The 25098-nt window shown below is 39.5% G+C and carries 20 protein-coding genes and 1 tRNA gene; 8 read left to right on the top strand and 13 right to left on the bottom strand.

The features are described 5' to 3' along the window. Positions 1–34: 34 nt before the first annotated feature. Together QE422_RS17765 and QE422_RS17770 are read right to left on the bottom strand one after the other, a co-directional pair. On the bottom strand, positions 35–505 hold the full coding sequence (locus QE422_RS17765; protein ID WP_146941612.1) for an Lrp/AsnC family transcriptional regulator: 471 nt from the start codon (positions 503–505) through the stop codon (positions 35–37). 134 nt (positions 506–639) lie between these two features. Further along, positions 640–5436: a translocation/assembly module TamB domain-containing protein gene (locus QE422_RS17770; protein WP_307461396.1), complete on the bottom strand. Its 4797-nt coding sequence runs from the start codon at positions 5434–5436 to the stop codon at positions 640–642. Positions 5437–5440: 4 nt separating this feature from the next. Here QE422_RS17770 and tsaD point away from each other — a divergent pair, with 4 nt between their 5' ends. The 3 genes from tsaD to QE422_RS17785 are packed head-to-tail and all read left to right on the top strand — an operon-like array spanning position 5441 to position 7574. Beyond that, positions 5441–6457, top strand: a complete 1017-nt coding sequence (gene tsaD, locus QE422_RS17775) for a tRNA (adenosine(37)-N6)-threonylcarbamoyltransferase complex transferase subunit TsaD (RefSeq protein WP_307461398.1) — start codon at positions 5441–5443, stop codon at positions 6455–6457. After that, entirely contained in the window at positions 6454–6864 is a 411-nt protein-coding gene (locus QE422_RS17780) for a hypothetical protein (RefSeq protein WP_307461400.1), read from the top strand. Before tsaD ends, QE422_RS17780 begins: the two co-directional genes overlap by 4 nt. A 14-nt stretch (positions 6865–6878) precedes the next feature. After that, the gene (locus QE422_RS17785) at positions 6879–7574 is read left to right on the top strand and encodes a 16S rRNA (uracil(1498)-N(3))-methyltransferase (protein WP_307461402.1); all 696 of its coding nucleotides are present in this window, start codon (positions 6879–6881) and stop codon (positions 7572–7574) included. A 79-nt stretch (positions 7575–7653) separates the two neighbouring features. Here the strand turns inward: QE422_RS17785 and QE422_RS17790 are convergent, their stop codons facing one another. Then, complete coding sequence (locus QE422_RS17790) at positions 7654–8292, bottom strand: TrmH family RNA methyltransferase (protein WP_373463415.1); 639 nt, start codon at positions 8290–8292, stop codon at positions 7654–7656. An 80-nt stretch (positions 8293–8372) separates the two neighbouring features. On the opposite strand from QE422_RS17790, the gene QE422_RS17795 reads away from it, so the two are divergent. From QE422_RS17795 to QE422_RS17805, 3 genes are all read left to right on the top strand, one after another. Continuing rightward, positions 8373–9389, top strand: a complete 1017-nt coding sequence (locus tag QE422_RS17795) for an asparaginase (protein WP_307461404.1) — start codon at positions 8373–8375, stop codon at positions 9387–9389. A gap of 56 nt (positions 9390–9445) precedes the next feature. Then, positions 9446–9532 (top strand) — tRNA-Ser (locus QE422_RS17800). 142 nt (positions 9533–9674) lie between these two features. Further along, entirely contained in the window at positions 9675–10217 is a 543-nt protein-coding gene (locus QE422_RS17805; RefSeq protein ID WP_307461405.1) for a hypothetical protein, read from the top strand. Between the two features lie 120 nt (positions 10218–10337). On the opposite strand, the gene QE422_RS17810 is transcribed toward QE422_RS17805, so the two are convergent. From QE422_RS17810 to QE422_RS17845, 8 genes are all read right to left on the bottom strand, one after another. After that, complete coding sequence (locus tag QE422_RS17810) at positions 10338–11036, bottom strand: hypothetical protein (protein ID WP_307461407.1); 699 nt, start codon at positions 11034–11036, stop codon at positions 10338–10340. 235 nt (positions 11037–11271) lie between these two features. Beyond that, complete coding sequence (locus QE422_RS17815) at positions 11272–12801, bottom strand: M20/M25/M40 family metallo-hydrolase (RefSeq protein WP_307461409.1); 1530 nt, start codon at positions 12799–12801, stop codon at positions 11272–11274. 153 nt (positions 12802–12954) lie between these two features. Next, complete coding sequence (locus QE422_RS17820; RefSeq protein WP_307461411.1) at positions 12955–13224, bottom strand: hypothetical protein; 270 nt, start codon at positions 13222–13224, stop codon at positions 12955–12957. 194 nt (positions 13225–13418) lie between these two features. Beyond that, positions 13419–15143 (bottom strand): helix-turn-helix domain-containing protein, encoded by a 1725-nt coding sequence (locus tag QE422_RS17825; RefSeq protein WP_307461412.1) that lies wholly within the window; start codon positions 15141–15143, stop codon positions 13419–13421. A 634-nt stretch (positions 15144–15777) separates the two neighbouring features. Then, positions 15778–17220 carry a TolC family protein gene (locus QE422_RS17830; protein ID WP_307461414.1) on the bottom strand — a complete coding sequence of 481 codons (1443 nt, stop codon included), beginning with the start codon at positions 17218–17220 and terminating at the stop codon, positions 15778–15780. Next, positions 17207–20401: an efflux RND transporter permease subunit gene (locus QE422_RS17835; protein ID WP_307461415.1), complete on the bottom strand. Its 3195-nt coding sequence runs from the start codon at positions 20399–20401 to the stop codon at positions 17207–17209. Before QE422_RS17835 ends, QE422_RS17830 begins: the two co-directional genes overlap by 14 nt. A gap of 24 nt (positions 20402–20425) precedes the next feature. Further along, entirely contained in the window at positions 20426–21508 is a 1083-nt protein-coding gene (locus QE422_RS17840; RefSeq protein ID WP_373463442.1) for an efflux RND transporter periplasmic adaptor subunit, read from the bottom strand. A gap of 145 nt (positions 21509–21653) precedes the next feature. Further along, positions 21654–22046, bottom strand: a complete 393-nt coding sequence (locus tag QE422_RS17845) for a hypothetical protein (protein WP_307461419.1) — start codon at positions 22044–22046, stop codon at positions 21654–21656. Positions 22047–22741: 695 nt separating this feature from the next. Here QE422_RS17845 and QE422_RS17850 point away from each other — a divergent pair. Together QE422_RS17850 and QE422_RS17855 are read left to right on the top strand one after the other, a co-directional pair. Then, complete coding sequence (locus QE422_RS17850; protein WP_307461420.1) at positions 22742–23146, top strand: hypothetical protein; 405 nt, start codon at positions 22742–22744, stop codon at positions 23144–23146. A gap of 32 nt (positions 23147–23178) precedes the next feature. Continuing rightward, on the top strand, positions 23179–23625 hold the full coding sequence (locus tag QE422_RS17855; protein WP_307461422.1) for an META domain-containing protein: 447 nt from the start codon (positions 23179–23181) through the stop codon (positions 23623–23625). A 58-nt stretch (positions 23626–23683) separates the two neighbouring features. On the opposite strand, the gene QE422_RS17860 is transcribed toward QE422_RS17855, so the two are convergent. Both QE422_RS17860 and QE422_RS17865 read right to left on the bottom strand, forming a co-directional pair. Further along, entirely contained in the window at positions 23684–23947 is a 264-nt protein-coding gene (locus QE422_RS17860; RefSeq protein ID WP_307461424.1) for a SemiSWEET transporter, read from the bottom strand. Between the two features lie 71 nt (positions 23948–24018). Further along, positions 24019–25053: an FAD-binding oxidoreductase gene (locus QE422_RS17865; protein WP_307461426.1), complete on the bottom strand. Its 1035-nt coding sequence runs from the start codon at positions 25051–25053 to the stop codon at positions 24019–24021. Positions 25054–25098 lie beyond the last annotated feature (45 nt).

Consider the following 25098-nt stretch of genomic DNA (forward strand, 5'->3'; position numbering starts at 1 on the left):
ATAAGTTCTTTAGTATAATTCGTTTAAAATTTGCTTAGACGGAGATTGCGTTGATCAATCTGTTTTTGTCGCTTAGGTATTCTTCCATAGAAATCATACTTTCTGTTCTCATGACATCCTGAATATCATCGATCTGGTAGATAATTCTTTTGGCATCTTCCGTATTCTTCGCTCTTACTTTGCAGAAAATATTATATTTTCCTGAAATAACGCTTGCTTCAATTACGTTAGGAATGCTTGTCAGTTCTTTCAATACCTCTTGGGTACGGTTTGATTTCGTTAATAAAATCCCGATAAAAGCAGTGAAATGGTAGTCCAGCTTTCCGTAATCGATGTTAAGAGATGATCCCAAAATAATACCTGCATCCTCCATCTTTTTCACTCTTACGTGAATTGTACCTGCAGAAACATCCATCTGCTTTGCAATTTCTGTAAAAGGCATTCTTGTGTTTTCTACTAAGAAATCAAGAATTTTCTTGTCTATTTCGTCCAGTTGATAGTTCATATTAGTTCAATTACAATTTTCTTAAAAAAACAATGTATTTTTTGCAAATTTATAAAAAATAATTTAAGTAAAAAAATTATCTCAAACATTAACAATAATTAACACAGATGATAAAAATCATTAAAAAATCAGAATTATTTTCCGTCTGATTTTGTAGAATCTGTTTTTATTTCTTTCTGAGAATCCTGGACTTTTTTATCTTTTTTCTTCTTTTTAAATAGAGAATTAAAGCTCTTGGTCCATACGATACCTCCACCATATGCCTGATTGGCAGTACCGTTTGAACCGGCCCCATTTACAAGGCCGATATTGGATGGCTTGGAATATCCCCGCAATACCAGGCTTCCGTCATTTTTCTTAGAAATATCATATTCGATGGTTCCTTCGCCGGACAGGTAATTTGTATCGGTATTTTCAGTTTTCGTTAAAGGAATCCCCAATCCTGTTTTTACTTTAACCCTTGGTGAAAGCGCAAAGCTTACCCCTGCATTCGCCCGGTCTCCGATATTGGAATACTGATCTCCTTTTACATAATTAAGATCAATCTGGAATTCATTACTCATGGCATTAAGCACAGAGCCGAGCTGTTTTAAGAGAATATTATACCCTTGGTTTTGGGCTACATCAGCCACATTTACATCTACTCCACCGGTATTGGAAACATTAAAGCTGTTCAGTAGCAATACCGAACCGAACTGAAGGACTTTCTCTCCTTCCTGGCTCATTTTGGCTGCCAGCGTTTCTTTAACCTGACTGGAAACGTCGAGTGCCGTTACATTCAGGTCGATTTTCGGATCAACCAGAGACTGGGTGATGTTGGCCTGAAGCAGGATACTGATCGGCTGCAGGCTGCCCATATTCAGGTATTCCCCTGCATTGGAAACCATCCTTACATAATTCGCCGTTATATCCAGTGCCGGCTTCATTGCATCACCGTCCCAGCGGATGCTGCTGCCCTTTTCGATCTGGAAGGTTTTGTTCAGAATCGCTTTGGAAACAAAAGTTCCGTTGTCTACCCTATATGTCCCGTTCATGGCGATATTCCCCTGGCGGCTCATCTGGAAGTGAAGCCTTTCTGCGGCTCCTTTTACCGTAATGTTCCCGACATCATCCCCGATCAATACGTTTACAGTAGTCCCTTTATCCACATCCAGCGCAAAATCGATATTCATGTTGGCTCCGGTTTTCTTTTTGTCGTCAAGCGTAACCAATCCGTCTTTTCCTTCTTTCAGAAACTTCAGCATTTTAAATTCTTCTACATTGGACGTTGAGCCGGAATTAAAGGTAAAGGTGCTTCCGTTCAGCGCTTTCATATTAGGGGTAGTGATATTCAATCCCGTCACAGGTCCGTCCACATAAAGATCACCCTGCCCGTACACCCTTCCCCAGAAAAGATCGTAATCTTTCTGTGTGGTATTCAGCACCAATAAATTATCTGCCCTCATCACGAGGTTGACTCCTAGTGAGGAAATGCTCTCAAACTGGATCGCTCCGGAGATATTTCCTTTGGAGTTGCTCCTTCCGTCATGAACTTCAATATTGTTAAGAATCGCAAGGCCTTTCGTTAAAGGAATTACGGTATCATCAAAAGAATATTCCACTCCGGTAAATAAAAGTTTTAACCCGAAACCTTTCAGGGCAATATCGCCGCTGTAATCCAGATCGCTGAACTTACCGGCAATTTTAAGATCCCCGGTTGCCTTTCCTCTTAAATTTCCGAAAACCGTTGTTACGAACTGCTGGGCAAAAGCAACATCAAAATCCCTCATTTCTGCAGTTAGATCAATCGTCGGGGATGAAGTATTGTTATTAACGGTTCCGGTTACATGAAGACTGTTATTTCCAATGATTCCTGCCGAATTTACTTTAATATCGACATCATATACATTCAGGGAATAACTGTTTGTTGCAGAAATCGTGATATCGCCCATATCATTGCCGTTCATCATGATATCATCAACCGTCATATCCACCAAAGGCTGAAGCGTGTTTTTATCCATTCGGATTTTAACGCTTCCGTTCGCCAGCCCTTTGATATTCATCGTATTTCCCCCGGCCTGCATTTCCAGCAGCTTCTCGATGGCAAAATTATCGACCTCCGCATCTACATAGAAATCCTTGGCCGATTTAAACTGCGCATCTTTTATAAACAAAGCACTGTTTTCCGAATAGATCCTCAGGTTCTGAATATCGAAATCCCCCTCTTTTTTACGGTAGGTGATGGAATGGTTCAGTTCAGCACTGGTATCGATAGCCCAGGTCACATTATTGAATTTCACTTCCGTCGGCTCAAACCTGAATACAAAATCTCCACCAGCATTGGTAGATTGGTTTACATTGATGGCATAATCTTTCATATTATCGTCCATCTCGTCTTCCGGACTTCCATGTTTGAATTTTGCCGCCAGGTGCAGAACGGTATTATTTTCATTTTTCCCGCTCAAGGTAATATCTTTCAGAACATTCTTATTGTATAAGACCCTGCTGATTTTGGCATAGATCTGCTCATCAAGATTGGCGGTGTTGATGCGTACCATCACACTGTCTACCATTGCGCTGTCCCGGGTAATATTGTTCCTGTTGTTAATCTGGTAATCGGGATTTGCAGCAGCCAATGCTTTATCGGCCTCCGTAATATCCTCCGTTTTGGTCATGATATATTTCAGAGCAGCGGCATCAAGATTCAAAATTAGATTGTTTGAATTTCCATCGTATCGTCCTTCCACTTTTGCACCCTGCGGAATTTTCAGATCCGGTAAAAAATAACTTACCAGCCCCTGCTGCACATCGAAATTCATGGTAAAATTCTGGCCGCGGTATATTCTTCTCGGCGCAGGCCCTACCAGAATCTTATTTAGGCCGTTTTCCACCATGCCGGCAAGATCGCCCAGGTTGTATCTTCCGGAAATCTTCCCGTTCACGGCGCCCGGAGCATCCACATCAATCACGCGGCCGCCGTTTTCAATGAAGGTTTTTACTTTCGCATTCGGAATAGAATATTTCTGCGTTGCCGTAGCAAAATTAATATTGTTTGCTTCTACATCCAGCGTCAGATCATTAATAGAAGACATCGCCATTTTACCGTTCACTTTTCCGCTTACAATCTGTTTACCCGGTTTGTTGGTAAAATAATTCATGTTTAAATAACCGACATCCGCATTTACATTCATCGAAACCCGAGAAGTACTGAAATCAATTAAACCTTTGATGGTCGCCTTGGCCTGTTCATCGTTAACGGTAATGAGACCGTTGTATTTTTTATGATCCAGTAACCCGTCGAGATATAGGTTATTGATCTCTTTATTCATAATTTCAATGCTTGAAATCTGGGATTTTGTCGTCAGTCTCATTGTATTCACGTCGAAACTTTGCCCATTGATGTTAAACCTTCCGGAAATCAATCCTACCGTTTTATTTTTGGTAATAACGGAAGTGTTCAGATCTTTTACCTCTGCAATCCCGGCATATTTCGGTAAGGAAGAACTGTAATCCGTTAAAGAAAAATTCGTGATTTTAGCCTGGCCGATTCCGGTCATCAGATTTCCTTTTGAAACATATACTCGGTTCGGATTTACACTGGCGGTCCCATTGTATTTCAGCTTTCCGAAATCATCAGCAAAGTTTTTCATTTTCGTAGAAATGAATGTAGGCATCATGGCTTTCAGATTTTTATAGGTAAAATCAGCTGAAAGGTCGTTGGTTTCAATTAAAAAGTTCCCTTTCAGCAGCCTATTAACCCTCATGGTTTTCGTTGCGATATTCACATCGGGATTGCGGATCAGGAAGTTATCAAGTTTGAAACCGTTCAGCGGTCCCGTCATCTTTCCGGAGATATTGAATGGCTTGAAATTGTCCCAATTCGTCACAAAATAGCTGATGTCGTATCCACTCAGCTGGCTTCCCAGCATCAGGTTCATGTCCCATTTTACTTTATCTGCAAAATCGGCCCACGAACCGTCATCGTGAAGATTGAATTTAATATCACCCTGCAAAAGCGAGTGATCGGTATTTAAGGTAAGGTCTTTCAGAAAGAGATAATCCGGCGTCATCGAAAGTTCCGTAGAGAAGGTATCCACAAAATGAGATTTTCCCCATCTTGTTGTTGTGAACGTCATGTTATTGATCAGTCCTGAAATATTTCTTCCGTTGACTTTTACATTCGGAGCAATAAGATTGAAATTGGTAGCTGTCAGCCACTTTCCTTTTTCGCCGGGAGAATTCAGATTTACAATGGAAACTTTGGAATCAAGGATCTGCAGCCTGGAATCCAGTTGAAAAGGGGGTTTGTTGGGATTCTTCTTCTTCCCACTGTCGAACAGCTGGGTAAAACGGATGAAATTGGAAATACTGTCACCTTTATACGTGATGACTTTTACATCAGCATTCTTTAAAGTAAGGGAATTAAAAATTATGGAATTGTTTTTCGTAATGTTGGAAGCCAGGGAAAACCAGTTGGAATTCGCAATGAATTCTTTGGACTGAATGAAATCGTACCCTTTGTAATCCTTAATTTTCAGACCTTTGATCTTTACGTTTCCGAAAAAGTTTACTTCAACGCTTTCTGTGGACATTTGCGCCTTAAAATCACGGTTTACTACCTGCAATGCCTGATCTGCTGCCCATTGTTTAGTGGCAGGAAGGTTGATGATGATAAAGATTGCCGCTACAAGGGCAAGGCCCAGCCAGAAGAGAATCAGAAGAAGCTTTGCCCACCAAGTGTAGCTGGTAACATCTTTCACCGCCTGCTTCCCGAATTCCTCGGCGGTCTGAACAGGATGGCTAATGGCATCCGAAGCCAGCTCAGAGGCTTCCTTTACTGTTTCTTTTACAGCACCTCCTGCATTTTCAACAGCCTTCTGTACCTGATTACCTAAGTTTTCAGCTACCGATTTTTTGTTCTCATTCTCGTTATTATTCTCTAACTTTGCCATTATTATGAGCGACTCTATAATTTTAGGTATTGAATCGTCCTGTGACGACACATCAGCAGCTATCATCAAGGGAAATTCTATTCTGTCGAATATTGCGGCCAACCAGGCGATCCATAAGGAGTACGGCGGTGTTGTTCCCGAACTGGCCTCGCGTGCGCATCAGCAAAATATCATTCCCGTTGTTGAAAAATCTTTATCCCAAGCAAATATACAACAAAATGCTATTTCTGCGATAGGATTTACGCGTGGACCTGGACTTTTAGGATCTCTTCTTGTGGGAACTTCTTTTGCTAAGTCTCTGGCAATGAGTCTGGATGTTCCGCTTATTGAAGTAAACCACCTCCAGGCGCATATTTTAGCGCATTTCATCGAAGATGCAAATCCTATGCCGCCAAAATTCCCTTTCCTGTGTCTTACGGTAAGCGGCGGACATACGATGATCGTTCTCGTAAAGGACTATTTCGATATGGAAATTATCGGGAAAACCATCGACGATGCTGCAGGAGAAGCTTTTGATAAAATCGGAAAAATCTTTGATCTGGATTATCCGGCAGGGCCGATTATCGACCGTCTTGCCAAAGAAGGTAATCCCGATGCCTTCCAGTTCAACAAACCGAGAATGGAGCAATACGATTATTCTTTCAGCGGTATTAAAACTTCCGTGCTGTATTTTATCCAGAAAGAAGTGCGGAAAGATCCGGATTTTGTGAAAAACAATATCAACGATCTATGTGCTTCCGTTCAGAAAACCATTATTGAGATCCTGATGAACAAGCTGGAAAAGGCAACGAAGGATTTACAGATTACCGAAGTGGCCATTGCCGGCGGCGTTTCTGCCAATTCCGCTTTGAGGAAAGCTATGCAGGACAATCATGAAAAACTCGGCTGGAACATTTACATTCCGAAATTTGAATATACCACCGATAATGCGGCAATGATCGCCATGGTAACACAGCTGAAATTTGAAAGAGGCGAATTTACCGATCTGAGAACAACGGCAACGGCAAAATACGATTTATGAAAATATTATTAGAAGAAAAAATTCTGGGAACACATTCCAAGAAAAACTCAAAATATTATTGGGTACTGGAAACAATTACCGGAAAGAACGAGGTGTCCGAAAAATATGAAGACGAAGATTATTTAATGATAAGTTCAGAGACCGGATATGTTCAAAATATAAAAGAAGAAATCGTAGAAAAAATCAATTCGGAAAATGTATTCAGTTTTGCTTATGAACCGAAAGAAGGCGACTACCTGTCCATCAAAAATAATTTAAGAAAAAACGAATACCTGAATTTAATTTTTATGAATAACAAGTGGATTGAAGAAATTTATGCTTGTTCGTACAGAGACTGTGATGGCGATATTTACACGACCATAAAAACCGGAGTTGCATTTTTGAGCGAGAATGAGATTTTCTTTTAAAACTACTATTTTTTATGAAACTTTTTTACGGCGAAATCGAAGGAAACCAGGTATTGATCAACGACGAAGAACAGCAGCATATCGTAAAGGTCCTTCGGATGAAAGAGGGTGAAGAAATTCATGTCACCGACGGAAAAGGAAACCTGGCTTCCGGAACTTTACTGATCGAAGGCAAGAAAGCCAATATGCATGTCAGCGAAATCAAAAACGATCTTCCCGGCTTCAGCCCGCAACTTCATATTGCCATTGCACCTACCAAAAACATCGACCGGATTGAGTTTTTTGTTGAGAAGGCCGTTGAGATGGGAATTTCAGAAATCACTTTGCTACAGACCGAAAAAACGGAGCGTAAAAATGTGAATATCGACAAGCTCCGCAAACAGGCCGTTTCAGCCTCCAAGCAGAGTCTTCGGTTCCATTTTCCGGTAACTAATGATCTTGTTAAGATCCAGGATTTTCTTAAACATACGGATCCTGAAACTACTTTTGTCGCTCATTGTCATGAAAATCTGGAAAGGATGGATCTTAAAGCAATTCCGAAATCCGAAAACATTACTTTTCTTATCGGGCCGGAAGGCGATTTTTCAGAAAAAGAAATATCCTTTTTATCCGAAAAAAATATCAGAGCGGTTTCCTTGGGCCATCAAAGGCTGAGAACAGAAACAGCGGGAATTTTTGTTGCGGCTTGGAATTATTATCAATTAATATAAAAAAGAAGACCTTTCGCAGGTCTTCTTTCATTTTAAGGGCTTTTACACCCATTCTATATTCTGTTCTCTGAGATATTTATCAATAAATCTGCTGTCCGCTCCTGATGGAATTTACGGCCCAGCGGATTTTCATTTTCAGGAGTTTTTCCTCGTTCAGTTTATAATCAATATTCGATTTGATCAGCTTTTGCTTTAATTCGTACATACAAATGGAAGCCGCTACGGATACATTGAAGCTCCTCGTAAAGCCGTACATCGGGATAGCTAAGGTTTCATCGGCAAAATCCAGAATTTCCTGGGAAACGCCTTCCATTTCGGTCCCAAAAACCAAGGCTACGGGCTCGGTGATCTCATAATCCGGGAGCATAGTTGCATTGTTCTCCAGCGAAACCGCAAGGATTTTATACCCTCGGTTTCTGATTTCCTGGAAAGATTCCATGTTTCTGGGCATCTTTTCTACGTCCACCCAGGTATCGGCGCCTTTGGTAACACGAAGATTCGGTTCAAAGCTGTATTCTTCCTGTAAAGCCACCACCTTATGAAAACCGCAGGCTTCTACGGAACGTACAATTGCCGCCGCATTCCGGAACTGGTAAATATCCTCCACCACAGGCAGCACAAAGTCCGAGCTTTCCTGAGAGAAATGTTCAATTTTCGTTAATCTTTCTTCCGTTAAAAACTGTTTTAAATACTCAAATGTTTGTACTAAATCTTTCATCCGTTTTCAAATCTTTGCAAATTAACGTAATTTTGAGGAATCCTTTTGAGTAAGGGTAAAAATTCTAATAAAGTTCCTGTATGAAACGAAAAGTCCTGTTGATATATACCGGTGGAACCATCGGTATGGAGAAAGATTATGAAACCGGCAGCCTCCGCGCCTTTGATTTTGGAAATATTTTTGAAAAAATGCCCGAAATGAAACTGATGGAATGCGAAGTTTTTGTACATCCTTTTGAAATACCACTGGACTCTTCGGATATGGGCCCGGAAGAATGGAAAGTAATCGCTCACTACATCCGCAAAAATTATGATGCATTTGATGGATTCCTAATTCTCCACGGAACGGATACGATGTCGTATACCGCTTCTGCACTCAGCTTTATGCTGAAAGGACTGACCAAACCCGTGATCTTAACCGGTTCGCAACTGCCCATCGGTGATCTGCGAACCGATGCTAAAGAAAATTTACTGACCAGCCTATATTACGCCAGCCTGTATGAGAATGACCGAGCGGTGATCCGGGAAGTCGCCATTTATTTTGAATACAAATTATTGAGAGGAAACCGTACGCTTAAATATTCTGCCGAGTATTTTGATGCGTATGCAAGTCCGAACTACCCTATTCTCGGGCAATCAGGTGTTCATCTGAATATTATTAAAGAAAATCTTTACCGCCGTGATCCTGAGATCGGATTTCATGTGGACGACCATATTTCAGAAGATATTATTTTCTGGAGAATTTTCCCGGGAATGAACCTGAATCATTTTAAGGAAATCCCAAAAATGAAAGTGCTGATCCTCCAGGTATTCGGCTCGGGCACCATTTTCAGCAGTGAAAAAACGGTAGAAACCTTGCAGCAGATCCGGAACAACGGAACGGAGATCGTTGTGGTAAGCCAGTGTATATCAGGAGGAATTTCATTCGGCAAGTATGAAAACAGCAATATCTTTTCAAGGATCGGTGCCATCAGCGGAAAAGACATGACCGCGGAAAGTGCGATCACCAAAGCGATGCATCTCATCGATAATCCTAATTACGAGGGAAACTTTGCTGAGAACTTCTCCCGCAGCCTTTGCGGAGAAATTTCAGAATAATTCCCGTTTCGATTTGCATATTAAAAATATTATCGTACTTTTGCAATCTCGAATAAAGAAAGGTGTCCGAGTGGTTGAAGGAGCTACCCTGGAAAGGTAGTATACGGGTAACTGTATCGAGGGTTCGAATCCCTTCCTTTCTGCAAATCAAAGTCTTAGGTTTTTAATCTAAGACTTTTTTGCTATTTACATTAGACATGTTTTTAGCGTAATTAAAATTTTTCTATGAGATTTACAAATTTTAAATCTTAGAATTATTATATTTATTAAACTAAAAAATGACCCATGGAAAAAAAACTAATATTATGCATTTTTTGTCTTTCATTCATAAGTATAATTCAAGCTCAGACTTTTGATGATATTTTAAAAGTTACTTCTTATTATAAGAAAAATTTTAGTGAATTTGAAAAGGGTTTAAACTTAAAAAATTTGGATAAAAAATCTAAATTCGGTCTGGAATCTAGAATATATAATTTTAAAAATTCTAAAATACTACTAGAATCTAATAATGAAGAAAATAATATATCAAAATTTTCTCTTTTAACAGCAAAAGGTGAAGAAAGTGAAGAGCTATGGTATCAAACAGTTAAAAAAGCAAATTCTTTATCAGATTTTGTAGTTATTCAATCATTTATTAGCAGTAAAAACCCAGATTTATATAAAGAGGATATTTCATTTAGTGAATTAATTTCAATTTTAAGATCACTAAAAAATACAGAAGATTTGATTTGCTTTATGGTTTATAAAAAAGATAATCTTTATTATCAATTTAATTTAGCTGATAATACATTTTATATGATCGTAAGTGATAACTATTCCAAAAAATAATTTAAACGTAATCTTAAAAATCCCGGACTGAAAGACCGGGATTGCTGTTTGAAAAGAGTACCAACTAATTTTCAAACCATTGAGCTATATGATGATTGTGAATGTGGTGGTTGGTTAGGATCAGTTGCACATCGTGAGGAACTGATGGCTCATCTGAACCTTAAATTTGGCTTCCGATTTTAGTTTTGCATACAGCGTACTCTCAAAGGCGCGAACTTCTTTTAATTTATGATCGATGCATTCCGCAATCTGAACAACGGAGAAAAGAAAATCCCTGTACAGAGCGATATTTACGGTTTGTCCGTGCACCGGAAGATAGGCTTTCAGAAAAGGCAGCGTTGACTGGTGCTTGTTGTAATCTACACAATAGCCAGCTCCTTCCCGGGAAGTAATAATATCGTGTTGGTTGATGAAATCCAGGATATTTCCGGAGTCTTTGATGTTATTTTTGGTCAGATACCGGTTGATCTTATCCAAGACATGCTGGGCATACTCCATCATGGTGATGGTTTTCCATTCAAACTGATGGTTCAGATACTTGGCGTTTTTGGCAGCTTTGCCTTTTTCACAGGTTGTCGTACAGAAAGAAATTCCGATCTTGTCGTAATATGGAAAAAAGCAGTCTTTGATCTGGATCGAAGCGTCGGCCTGCAGCCTGCCGTTTGAAAAATTATAATACAGATAAGGGCTGTACAATTCGGAAAGTGCTTTCAGATAGTCTGTCTCGCTGGAATTGTGATATTCCCCGAACCATTTTTCAAGGTTGTCGTAATAGTATTTTTCAAATTCATTAAAGCTTAAATATAAGGGCAGTTCCATAACTCTGTTTTTTGATGAAACAAAGCTATATCACTAATGCGTCAAAACTTGACGTGTTATTTTTTATTTTGAATTTATTTTTATTTTATTATTTGCTATAAGATAAAACTCTGATCGGAAGGGGGAATCCTTCGACTGCTTCGCGCTCAGGATGACATCACTTAGACTCTACGAAATTAGACACCGGATGTTTAAACAAAAAATCAATCATCAATCTAAATCATCAATCATATATTTATTCATAGTTCCGCATGATGTACTCAAAATAATGGATCATTTTCATGTAGTTTTCAATGCTCAGATATTCGTTGGTGCTGTGGATAGACTGTTTTTCCGCATCGTTGATCTTAATCGGCATGAAACGGTAAATATTTTTACTGACGATCTGGTATTTGTAAGCATCCGTCGCTCCAACGGTAAGATACGGTGTTGCAATGGCTGTCGGATGAATCTCTTTAATGGCAGCTTCAATTAATTTAAAAGCTTTGGTATCGGTAGGAGAAACTGCAGAAGCTTCTTTTACATTATCAATTTCTTCGATTTCCGCATCAAAACCTTTGATGGCCTTTGCAATATGCTTTTTCACTTCCTGTACCGTATTTCCGGGAAGCAGCCTGAAATTAACGATAAATTCCACTTCCGGCGACAACACATTGGGTGCGTCGCTTCCTTTCATCATCGTTAAGGCCGTTGTTGTACGTACCAAGGCATTGGTAGAATTATTTTTGGTGAGCTGCGACAGAAGCACAGGTTTCAGCAGCCACTGATTGGCAATTCCCATGCGGTTGACGAAAGACATGGAACCACCGATGTTGGTGAAGAACTGATTAATCAAAGGCGTAATCATCGGTTTCATCTGGTCATGCTCCAGCCTTTGCATGATGACTGCTGCTTTCCCGATCGCACTTTCCGTCGGAGGCATGGAAGCATGCCCGCCCAATCCTTTGACTTTAATTTTCACCGACAGAAATCCTTTTTCTGCACAACCGATAACCGCTACTTCTGAATTGATCCCCGCGACGCTCCCTTTTTCAAGAATCAATCCGCCTTCGTCATAAACCGCGTCGAACATCAGATTTTTTCCTTTAAAATAAGCTGCAATTTTTGCAGCACCTTCTTGTCCGCCGACTTCCTCATCAAAACCAAAAGCCAGATAAATATCGCGTTTCGGGATGTGTTTGCTTTTAATTAAATTATTCATTGATTCCATCAGGGAAAAGAGCATTCCTTTCATATCGATGGCTCCTCTTCCGTAGATCCTTCCGTTGGCCACCGCTCCCGAAAACGGTCCGAAATCCCATTCTTCAGCCACTTGGGAAACCGGAGGCAAAGGTTTATCATCCGGCCTGAAAACATTTCCGCTTTGATCTTTTACCGCTGCCTCTCCCGGAGGAACGACATCGGTATGGGAAAGAAACAAAATGGGATGAAGAGACGGATCACTGCCCTGCAATCTAAAAACCAGCCCGTATTTATTGATTTCCACAAATTCTGTGTTTTCGTACACCAGCGGATACGATGTTTTAAGATATTCTTTAATAGTATCAAATGTGGAATAATCAAACTTTCCCAATTCCCCAGCAGAAACCGTCGGAATCTTCAGCCCGCCTGAAAATCTTTGGATAGCGGAGTCATTTTTAACGATTTTCCAGCCTGAAGTAGTATTGGCATTTACTTTTTTAAAAGAGTAAGTAAATGTTTTAATTAAAACAATAATGATCAGGAGAATAAGAAGGCTTATGAGAATGAAGATGAGCTTTTTCATGGTGGATTTGGTTGGTTTTTAATTCTTTCAGAGTCTTTCCGAAGATTACAAAGATAGATCTTTTTGCTTCGTTCCGGTTTTATAGAATTCTCTTTTTATGAAAATAAAAGAGGCTGCAGAGTATAATGGTTATTGTTTTGATACAATAGGGAATTAACAAAGATTAATTTTAAAAACGCTTAAAATATCAGTTAAAACGCCACGCTTAATAAAGAAGTATACTATAGTAAAGACCAAGGCTGCAATGGCTGCCTGCCAACCATTTATATCCATAAACATTGACAAGCTAGATTGCTTTTTCCTCTTTTTTAAATAATTTTTAAAGTTAAAATCTTCTTTGCTAAATTTAAAATCCAATACAAAGTATATATAAAGGAAAATAATCATTAAGAAAATAATATTCTGAAAAATATAATTACACATATAGGCAATTTAATCTGAACATTTTAAACACTTTGTTTACAGTGCAATATGAAATTTCACTTTCCGAGTATTTCACTCTTTTCCATGAAGCAAATGTTTATTGTAAGTCACTTATCTTTCCATATTTTTAATCATGAAACTTCAAATTATTTTTATCAATTAATGTAAACTTAAAACTTCAAAATGTAAGTATATTATATATTCCCGTTACTTTCAAGCTCCTCCCGCCTCTTCTTAATAAAGTCCGTAGGTCGGATGCCATTGATCTCGAAGAAGAGATCTGAAAAATTCTGCCGGGATGCGATGCCGCATTCTCTGGCGAGGGTTTCGATATTGTATTTTAAATATCTTTTATCCTCAAAAAGAAGGTTAGTGATGTAATTGATCCGGAGCTCGCTCAGGTATTTGTTGAAATTAACCTTTTTATATTCGTTGATAACCTGGGAAAGGTAGTTGGAATTAGTACCAAGTTGGGCGGCCAGCTTACTGATCGTTAAACCTTTTTGGGTAAACTCTTTTTTCTCTTCAAAAATTTTCAGTTTTTGCAACAGCTCTTCGACCTTATTTTCGTTCAGCCCGGATTTTTTCTCTTCTATAATCGGGATAGCTGTTATTTCCTCTTTTTCTTTTTCTACGCTTTGGGTTGCAGCAAATTTCTCTTCTACCAATACATATTTCTGCTGAATTTCTTTTGCTTTTTTATGTCTCCTCGTTAATAAAGCCACAAGCCCTACTGCCCAAACAATCAGAACGATAATAATGATTGTCCCAAGATAGTTGATCTTTTGCAGCTTATCTTTTTCTTCCAGCAAGGTATTGGTGTCGTAATCTTTATGCATTTTCGGCGAAAGGTAAATGAAATCCTTAGACATAATACTGTCTGCCTTCAGAAGCTGACTGGTATAATACAGCTGTTGCACCTGATTTTTTTCCTTTTTAGAATGATCAATCAGGATTTCATAGTTTTCCCTTAATTCAGGAAGCATAAACTGGTGCTTTCGGAAGATGGAATCGATCTTTTTAAAATAAACAATGGATTCTTTCGTCTTTTTGAGACTGGAATAGCTTTTCCCGATGTAAAAATAACCCACCGAAAGCCTGGCAAAATCACGGCTGCCCTTGATAGCAGGCAAAGATTCGTTTAAATTTTTTAAGGCAGACGGAAACCGGTTGTTCCGGTATTCAGAAATCCCTCTTGAAAGCAGAAAGTATCCTTTTTCAAGATCATATTCAGGATCTTCGCCAATTTCTGAAAAGCCCGTCTGTATGGCAGCATCGGCTTCCTGATACCTTCCAAGATGCCTATAGCAGATAACAAGCTGATAGAGGCTGTTCAGGTATCCTTTTTTATTGTTGTAAATCTCGTTCGGATGAAGCTTAGTAATCTGTCTTGTTTTCCCCCGGTAATGTTCAAGACATTTCATAAAGAGCTCGGAAGCATCGTCATAGTACCCGAGATAGCTTTTGATAACCCCGATATGATACAGGTTCTGGTATCTGAGGTACTCATTTTTTGTGTTTTTCGAATATTTATAGGCTTCGAGGTACTCGTTAAGGGCAAGCTGATATTTTTTGTAGTGGTAATAATACACCACTCCTTTATCGATATGTGAAATAATCCGGAGATCTTCACTTCTGGACTGGTTGGCGGCCCAGATCATACTGTCGGCATATTTCAGCTTATCTTCACTTAAGAAAGCATAATATACCGCGTCTTTATATCCCTGAACGAGTTTTTCATAGTTCTTTTCCTTTTTCGCCTTATTAATATATGGTTGAAGAAAAGGAAAGGCTTTCTGATCATTTTCAGGAAAATTTTCATATTTCTCACGCAGTTTATAGAAATCACTATAGCCATCCTGAGACAGGAGGGCTGTAAAAATTCCGGTAAAAATGAGAAATAATAGTTTTTTGACCACCTTAGTAAATTATTTTCTCTACAATCCGGGGTCAAAAGTACATAAAATACCTTAGTTTTTATCATTGAAGATTGAATTAATAGCAAATATCGAACTATTTCTATTTTACAAAATAATAAATTAAAGATCAGCCCATTAAATATCCCTAATTCACGAATTAAGACGTCATAATTTATAAATCGAGACAACAACCATTTTTTTTTATCACGGCAAGATTATAATTTCGAACTCAGAAAACAAACCGAAAACAAAACTAAACTGAGACCACCTTTAAGATGATATGAATAGAACAGCTAAAAAAACACGGTAAGATAAATTTCAGGGTAAAAACTAATAGAAAAAACATGATGATTCTATTCATAAATCTCACCACCTTCCTTAATCGGAATAATTACTTTTAGGGAAGGCTGGTTTTTTTAAAATTTAATTTTTTTTATAAACTAATAACCATTTTTATAAAAATTAATAACCATTTATACAATTAATGTAGTTGCCTGTTTGTGAAATTAGGTAATGAGGGGAAGAAAGGTTGTTTTATACGACCTTCTTTTTACTAACATTTTCAGTTTTAATCGAAAAGAGACTGTCCCTTGCGGGCAGCCTCTTTTCTTTTTAAAACATTAAGGATTTACAATCACTTCCAGCCTCCGCCTAAGCTTTTGTAAATATCGACAACTGTACTCAGCTGTTTTTGTTTTGCTTCCACCAGTTCCATTTTGGCATCCAGCGCATCTCTCTGGTTCAGAAGAACCTCCAGATAATCGGCGCGTGAATTCCGGAACAGCTGATTCGCAATATCTATCGATTGTTCAAGCGATTTTGTTTCCTGGGATTTCAGCTGGTAATACTGATCAAGGTTTTTTATTTTCGACATTAGATTCGCCACATCCAGATAGGCATTCAAAATCGTTTTATCATATTCGTACAACGCCTGGATCTGTCTTGCATCAGCAGTCTGGAAATTGGCTTTAATCGCGCTTTTATTAATCAGCGGACCGGCCAATTCCCCTGCAAGACTTGCAGCCATAGATTCCGGCAGTTTTACGAGGTACGAAGGTTTAAAAGCCTCCAATCCGAGGGTGGCAGAAATTTCCAGCGTAGGATAAAATTCTTTTCTTGCCGCTTCCACATCCAGCTTTGAAGATTTCAGCTCCAGTTCCGCTTGTTTGATGTCCGGACGGTTTGCCAGCAATTGGGATGGAATTCCCGTATACACCGTCTGCGGGATCGTTGTCATAAAGTTTTCCTTCGTTCTTACAATCGGCTGCGGATAGCGTCCGCAAAGGGCATTAATTTGATTTTCTTTTTCGGTAATTTCCTGGCGGATGGTATATTCCGTTGCTTTGGATTTTGCCAGTTCCGCTTCAAATTTCTTCACGGCAAGTTCCGTAGCTGCCGCCGCTTCTTTCTGGATTTTTGAAACTTCCAGCGCTTTCTGCTGAAGCTTTATATACTGCTGAATGATATCCAGCTGGTTATCGAGAGCAAGCAAATCATAATAATTGTCTGCCACTTCTTCAATCAGATTAGACAGTACGAAATTCTTTCCTTCAACCGTGGAAAGATAATGGGCAACAGCAGATTCTTTTTCGGTTCTCAGCTTTTTCCAGATGTCGATCTCCCAGTTGGCCGTTAGTCCGCCACCAAAATTCATGATTGGATCCGGCACTGCTTTGCCCGGTTCAATATCCGTACTGGCATCACCGGCTCCTTCACTGGTGTAACGTCCTACTTTTGTAACTCCTGCACCACCTCCGGCAGTAACCGTAGGCGCGAGTCTTCCTTTTTTAGCAAGAACATTGCTTTTGGCAATTTCAATTTCCTGCAGGGTAATCATCAGCTCCTGATTGTTTTTCAGCGATGTTTCAATCAGCGCTACTAAATTAGGATCTGTAAAGAATTGTCTCCAGGGTGTTGTTCCGCTGTTATTGTTAGCGTCTCCCTGATCTTCCTGATTAAAGTTCTGAGGTACATTTTCTTTAACCTCATCTTTTATGACGGTCGCCATCGGCGCCTTACAGCTTGCTAAAACAAGCGATAAGGCAATGGCTGCTATATACTTATTATAAATCTTCATATTTATCATCGTGTTGATACGGTTCTGTTTGTTCTGTTAACGGGTTTTCCTCTTCATATCTGGCCAGTTTCGACTTATCGGCCAGGGTTCCGAAGATGTAATACAATCCAGGGATAATCATCAGTCCGAAGACGGTTCCGATCAGCATTCCTCCGGCAGCAGCGGTACCGATGGTCCGGTTCCCGATTGCACCCGGACCGGTTGCAAACACCAATGGAATCAATCCTGCGATGAAGGCGAATGAGGTCATCAGGATCGGACGGAAACGGATGGCAGCCCCTTCAATGGCGGCCTGCGCAACAGGAATTCCTTCTTCGGCTTTCTTCTGTACGGCAAATTCCACAATCAACACGGCATTTTTACCTAAGAGACCGATGAGCATGACCATTGCTACCTGAGCGTAGATGTTGTTTTCCAGTCCTAATAATTTCAGGCATAAGAACGCTCCGAAGATCCCCGTCGGCAATGAAAGGATTACCGGCAACGGAAGAATGAAACTTTCATATTGAGCGGACAGAATAAGATAAACAAATCCCAAACATACCAGGAAGATATATATTGCTTCATTACCGCGGCTTACTTCATCTTTTGAAATACCTGCCCAGTCGATCCCGAAACCTCTCGGAAGGGTTTTATCCGCCACTTCCTTGATCGCTGCAATCGCCTGTCCGGAACTATAGCCCGGTGCCGGAGTTCCACTCACCTGTGCCGAATTGTACATATTATGTCTCGTCATCTCGGAAAGACCGTATACTTTCTCAAGATGCATGAAATCCGAATAAGGAACCATTTCGCCTTTATCGTTCTTCACATAAAGCTTCAGTAAATCCGTAGGTAACGCCCGGTATTGCGGACCTGCCTGAACGATTACTTTATAAGGCCTGTCGAAACGGATGAAACTGGTTTCGTAGTTGGAACCGATCAGCGTAGATAAATTATCCATCGCATTTTCAATCGTTACTCCTTTCTGCTCGGCAAGATCGTTGTCAATTTTCAGCATATACTGAGGAAAACTCGCCGAATAGAAGGTAAATGCAGAACCCAGTTCAGGACGCTTTTTAAGCTCTTTCACAAAGTCGTTGCTCACCTGCTCCATCTTATGGTAGTCCCCGGTTCCCGCTTTATCCAGCAAACGAAGCTCAAACCCTCCTGCGGCACCATATCCCGGAACGGATGGCGGCTGGAAGAATTCGATATTCGCACCCGGAATATTCTTGGCTTTTTCTTCAAGCTTTTCAATAATTTCACCGGCAGATTCTTTACGGTCTTCCCAGCTTTTAAGGTTGATCAGACAGGTACCGGAGTTTGAACCTGTACCTTCTGTTAAAATCTCATATCCTGCAAGCGAGGAAACCGACTGTACTCCATCGATATCTTCCGATTCTTTCAGCAATTCCCTGGCAATCTGGTTGGTTCTCTCCAGCGTGGAGCCCGGAGGCGTCTGAATGATGGCATAGATCATCCCCTGGTCTTCCGCCGGGATAAATCCTGAAGGAAGGGAGTTGCTGAGGAAAAAGGTGCATGCACAGAACGCTAACAGTAAAGGAAGGGTAATGCTTTTTTTCTTTACCGTTTTATTCAGCATTTTTTCATATTTCCCTGCGCCTTTGTTGAATAATCCGTTGAATTTATCAAGGAAAATGGTCACCGGCGTTCTTTTCTTCGGTTTTCCGTGGTTGTTCTTTAAGATCAAAGCACATAAGGCCGGCGTAAGTGTTAAGGCCACTACCCCGGAAAGGATGATCGCAGAAGCCATTGTAATCGAGAACTGACGGTAGAAAACCCCAACCGGACCGGACATGAACGCAATCGGAATGAATACGGATGCCATTACGAGCGTAATTGCGATAATTGCCCCGCTGATCTCGTGCATTGCTTCTTCCGTTGCCTTCAGAGGAGATAAATGTTTTTCCTCCATCTTGGCGTGGACGGCTTCAATTACTACAATCGCGTCATCGACCACTACCCCGATCGCCATTACAAGGGCAAAGAGCGAGATCATGTTTAAAGTAATCCCGAAGGCGGACATCACGGCAAAAGTACCTACCAGTGAAACCGGAACGGCAATGGCCGGAATTAATGTCGAACGCCAGTCTCCTAAAAACAAGAATACCACAATAGCTACCAGGATAAAGGCCTCGAATAAAGTATGGACTACTTTTTCAATCGATGCATCTAGAAATCTTGAAACGTCATAGCTGATGTCATAGTGCATTCCTTTCGGGAAGGTTGTTTTCTGCAATTCCGCCATCAAAGATTTTACGTTTTTAATAACGTCACTTGCATTGGAACCGTATGACTGCTTCACTGTGATCGCTGCCGAAGGTTTACCGTTCAGGGTAGAATAGATATCGTACATGGATGAACCGAATTCGATATCGGCTACATCTTTTAACCTGATAAATTCTCCATTCGGATTGGCTTTCAGGATGATATTCCCATAGTCTTTTTCATTATTGAAACGACCCGGGTATTTTAAAATATATTCAAAGGACTGCGATCTTTTTCCGGAGCTTTCCCCTGTTTTACCCGGAGAAGCTTCCAAACTCTGCTGGTTCAGGGCATCCATCACTTCATCTGCTGAAATACTGTATGCGGTTAAACGGTCCGGCTTCAGCCAGATACGCATGGCATATTCCCTGGTTCCGAGGATGTCGGCAAAACCTACCCCGCTTACCCTTTTCAATTCGGACATCACGTTGATATCGGCATAGTTGAAAAGGAATTTCTGGTCGGCTTTCGGATCATCACTGTAAAGGTTGATGTACATCAGCATGTTAGGCTCTTCACGGGTAATTTTCACCCCTTCCCGCACTACCAGAGGCGGAAGCTTGTTTACTACGGAAGATACACGGTTCTGAACGTTTACAGCTGCTACATTAGGGTCGGTTCCCAAATCGAAAACCACCTGGATGGATGCTTCACCGTCGTTTCCGGCGTCGGAAGTCATATATTTCATCCCGGGCACCCCATTCAGACCCCTTTCCAAAGGAATAACCACGGATTTGATCAACAATTCATTGTTGGCTCCCGGATATTCCGCAGTAATATTTACTTTTGGCGGCGAAATGGACGGAAACTGGGTAACCGGCAGTTTAGTGAGCGATAAAACGCCCATAAATACGATAATCAGAGAGATTACGATAGACAGAACAGGTCTGCGAATGAATTTCTTAAACATAATTACTTACTTCATTAAAGAGTCCTACTCTGCTTTTAATTTCAATGACTGAAGAACTTTTTTAGGATCCTGCTGCTTCACCTGAACTTTCTGGTCGTCTTTTACTTTCTGCACCCCTTCCAACAGGATTTTATCTCCTGTAGAAAGCCCTGAAGCTATCACGTAAAGGTCAGGCAGCTCATAAGCTACTTTTATGTTTCTTGATTTTACCGTTCCGTTTTTATCAACAACGAAGACGTATTTCTGATCCTGGATTTCATAAGTTGCTTTCTGAGGAATAAGCATGGCGTTTTTCAAAGGCAGCGTCATTCTTATTTTTCCGGTTTCGCCGTTTCTCAACAATTTGTCCGGGTTGGGGAATTTTGCCCTGAAGGCGATGTTTCCGGTTTCGCTGTCGAATTGCCCTTCAATGGTCTGCACTTCTCCTTTCTGCGGGAATACATCACCGTTTGCCATTACCAAAGCCACCTGGTTACTCCCTCTGGAAGCTACATTTCTCTGGTAATTCAGGTATTCCGGTTCTGAAACGTTGAAATACGTATATATATCGTTATTGTCTGAAAGGGAGGTGAGTAAATCCCCTTCATCCACTAAGCTTCCCAGTTTTAAAGGAATTCTGTCGATAATCCCTGAAAACGGTGCTTTAATGTCCGTAAACGAAAGGTGGATCTGTGCCAGCTTGGCTTCTGCGTTGGCCGCATCCAGCTTGGCTTTAGCCATTGCTCTTTCATTTTTGGAAACAATATTGTTATTCGCCAATGTACTGGCATTTTTCAGTTCAATCGTAGCCTGGGCCACTTCTGCCTGTGCTTTCAGGAGTTCTGCCTGATAGAGTTTGGGCATAATCCGGAATAAGGTCTGTCCCTGACGGACAAACTGGCCTTCATCTACAAAGATTTTTTCGAGAAAACCCTTTTCCTGGGCACGAACCTCGATGTTCTTTACAGATCTGATCTGAGCCACAAATTCTTTGTCGATCACAGTATCCATAACCAGCGGCGAGGTTACGGGATAGACTGTGGCTTCTTCTTTTTCTTCTTTTTTCTTGTTACAACCTGTGAACAAAAAAATACTGCTTAGCGCAATGCCTGCGACAACTCTTTTAATCATAATGTTAGAGTTTATGTAAATCGTTAATGTTTTAAATAGGAAAATGGTAATGAGGATACGGACGATGTGATGATTACCGGCATCACAACGCAGTGTATTCCCCGCCGAACAAGTCAGCAGAAAATATTTCGGAAAAGCATGTTTAAATTCTGATAGAACGGATCAGAATAAATCTTCTAATGGTAGAAAATTCTGATAAAAAGCCATAAAGGACAGGCTTTAATTTTTTGAAGCTTTTTAACCCAAAAATGTAGACCAAGGTAAAAACACCTGCGAAAACAACCATTGCCTGAAAAGTATCGGAAAACTGAAAATTGTCTTCCACAAGTTCAAGCGAATAAGTATTTCCTAAATTATCAGGTGACTGCTGAACGGTAAGTTTTTCGTAAGTCTGGTTTAAGCGGTTTGCTCTTTTGGGTAAATTCTGAGAAGTATGGTTGTTGTAGTTATTTTTTAGAGTCCTCACATTAATCTTGCTTTCCACTACGAAAAGAAGAAAAAGGGCCGTTAAAAAATATACAATATAGTTTCTCATGATTTCCAGGTACAAAGGTAGTTTTTAGTTTTTCTATTTTTCGACACTGGTTCATTACAATGTATTTATATTAACAATATTTAACATTACTTTAAATTAGCTGAATTTTATTAAAAAACAGCTAAAAAAAATATTTAAAAACATTAATATCAATATCTTACTACATTTAATATTCTTAATAAAATCTCCGGGATTGACTACGTGCAAGCTATAAAATCAATCTTAATGAACAAATAATGTTAAAATTTATTAAAATATATTTTATATTAAAAATTTTATACAATTATAGCGCTTTTTAACAAATTATAAACAATTAAAAATATTAATATTTAATTTAAATTCAAAAATGAACAAATTATTAGGTTTTATTATTTTATAAAGTGCCTAAACATTTAAGCAGTAGATTGAATTTTAATTGATAAACTTATTCAATTCATTAAATAATATAGCAAAAAGTAATCTTGAATTCACGAATAGAATTTATACTGATTTTTATACCACAGTTATTGCCCTTAGCACAGTTTTTGTAATGGAATCTTGATTTTTCCAAAGATCAGAATATTTAAATGGGAGAAAAAATATAAGATAATTTAATTAATTTATAAAAAATTAACAAATTACTGTCAATAAAATCGTAATTTTATAGGATTACAACACCAATCTATTAATGAATCACCGAAAAATCGCTTATTATTATGAAAAGATTATTAAAAACCATGACTATCGCCCTGATACCGCTTCTTACCGTAGCGGCATGCAAGCATCAGGTGAAAGAAGAAGAGGTAAGCCTTGAAAATACAACTGAGGTTAAGAAAAATACCGATCACATCACAAAAGAGGTTTATACCGATGATTTTGGGGATCAGCTGGAGGTGGCGTTCAACGAAACACAGAATACCGTTGTAGTTCGCCTGAACGGAAAGACCTATGATCTTAAAAAGAGTGAGGAATTGCCGGAATTTACAGCAGGTGATGCCGTTTACCAGTTTTCCGATGTGCGCGGAGAGGTTACTTTTCTGAAGAAAGATTACAATATAGTCCTTTTCCACCACAAAAAGAACAAAGCTTCTTCATCAAATACGAAAATGGCTTCTTATTAATTAATCCAATCCTTAATCACAAAATCTGAAATATGAAAAATATAATCACCTATTTATGCTCACTGTTTATTATCGGTGCAACAGTTTGCTGTGCCAATAATCAGGCAGCCAATCCGTCATCAGGCAAACCAACGGATATTACAGGAAAAACATGGAAGCTAACCGAGCTGAATGGACAACCGATCACCCTTACGAATCCTAAAGCCAATCCATACTTTAAGCTAACTACGGCTGATATGCGGTACACCGGTCACGGAGGCTGCAACGGTGTAGGCGGAACTTTTGAAATAAAGCCGGAAGCGATGCGCATTAAATTCAACCAAGGCATGTCGACTATGATTGCATGTGACGATCTGGCTACGGAACGCGCGTTTACCCAAGCTCTTCTGACAGCTGATAATTATTCCGTAAATGGAGATACTTTAACGCTTAATAAAGCCCGAATGGCCCCTTTAGCAAAATTTGTTCTTCAGCCCTAATTTATAAACACATCACCATAAATAAGGACACTTCTGTATGGCAGAAGTGTCCGCCTTTTTAGGACGATTTCTTTTTGTAAATGATACAGCATATTAAAAGAGTAATATTGACCAATACGGCAAAAGCATTTGAGAGAATGATTGGCAGCTCATCTTTCATAAAGCCGTACCAAACCCACAAGGAAAGCCCTGAAATTAGTACCAGCAACATTCCCCACGACAGGTCGTCTGCATTTTTCTGTTTAATTACCTTAATCAGCTGAGGAAGCATCGCTACCGATGTAATAGCCCCTGCAATGATTCCTAAAAGATTTTCGTCCATAATCAATTCTTTGATATTTAATTTACGAATAATTCCAGAAACATCGCATGATTATACTCAAATAAATACTGTTACTTAAAACGATCCAGGGAAACTTCCATCGGCAACGGGATATTTTCTTCTATACAGTCATAAAGGCTTTTGGAAAAATAGCAGCCGTTTAGAATTCCTCTTGCTCCGAGACCATTAAATACGTATATATTATGATACTCCGGATGTTTTCCGATAATCGGTCTTCTATCCTTCACGGTAGGTCTGAAGCCAACATTTACTTCTGCAATTTCAAAAGTTGCAGGATAAAATTCAGACAATCCTTTTTTCAGCTGCTCTACCGCAGCATCGTCAATATGATGATCTAACTGCTCCCTATCATAGGTACCGCCGTAGAAATGCAGATCTTCGTTTACAGGAAATAAAAAATGTTTTTTCTTGATGGTGATCTTTTCAGGAATTTTTTCAGAAAGTTTTACTTTTATGTGATGACCCTTATTCGGGTTCACGGGAATATCAGAAAAAAACGGATTTTGTGTCACCCCCATGCCTTCGCAAAACAAGATATTTTTGAAGTGAAAATTTTTATAAATGGAATTTTCGGTATCAACTTCTTGGTAACTGAACTTTTCTTTTATCAGACAGCCCTGATTTTCTAAAAAATCAAATAAACCCCTAAAAAATCCACTCACATCCAGTCTGGCAGACTGATTCACCTTTCCGGTGAGAAAATCGTTTTTTACAGCCTTTAAATGATCAAAATTTTTGTCCAGAAAATTAATCAGCTCATCATTTTCTGATTTTTTAAGCCAAAGCTTCTGTTCGTTCTCATCATGAAAAATACGGTGGATTGGGGCATCGATTAAATAGTTTTTACCGGTGTAGCCTTCGATTTCTCGCAATGTGTTTTTCAGAAAATCTATTTGCTCCTGTGCTTTCCAGAAAGTGGTAAATTTCTTCAGAACTACCGGATTAATAATTCCGGCAGAAACCTGTGAGGCACTTTTCCTTCCTTCTGAAAATAAAATAAAGGATTTGTTGTTCCTGATCAGCTGATGCGCAAAGAAAAGCCCGGCATACCCATCTCCGACGATGATATAATCTATAGTATTCATAATAAAAAAAACCTGAGTAAAAGTACTCAGGTTTTCTATAATTGT

This window comes from Chryseobacterium sp. SORGH_AS_0447 (genome assembly GCF_030818695.1).
In the GTDB taxonomy this organism is placed as follows: domain Bacteria; phylum Bacteroidota; class Bacteroidia; order Flavobacteriales; family Weeksellaceae; genus Chryseobacterium.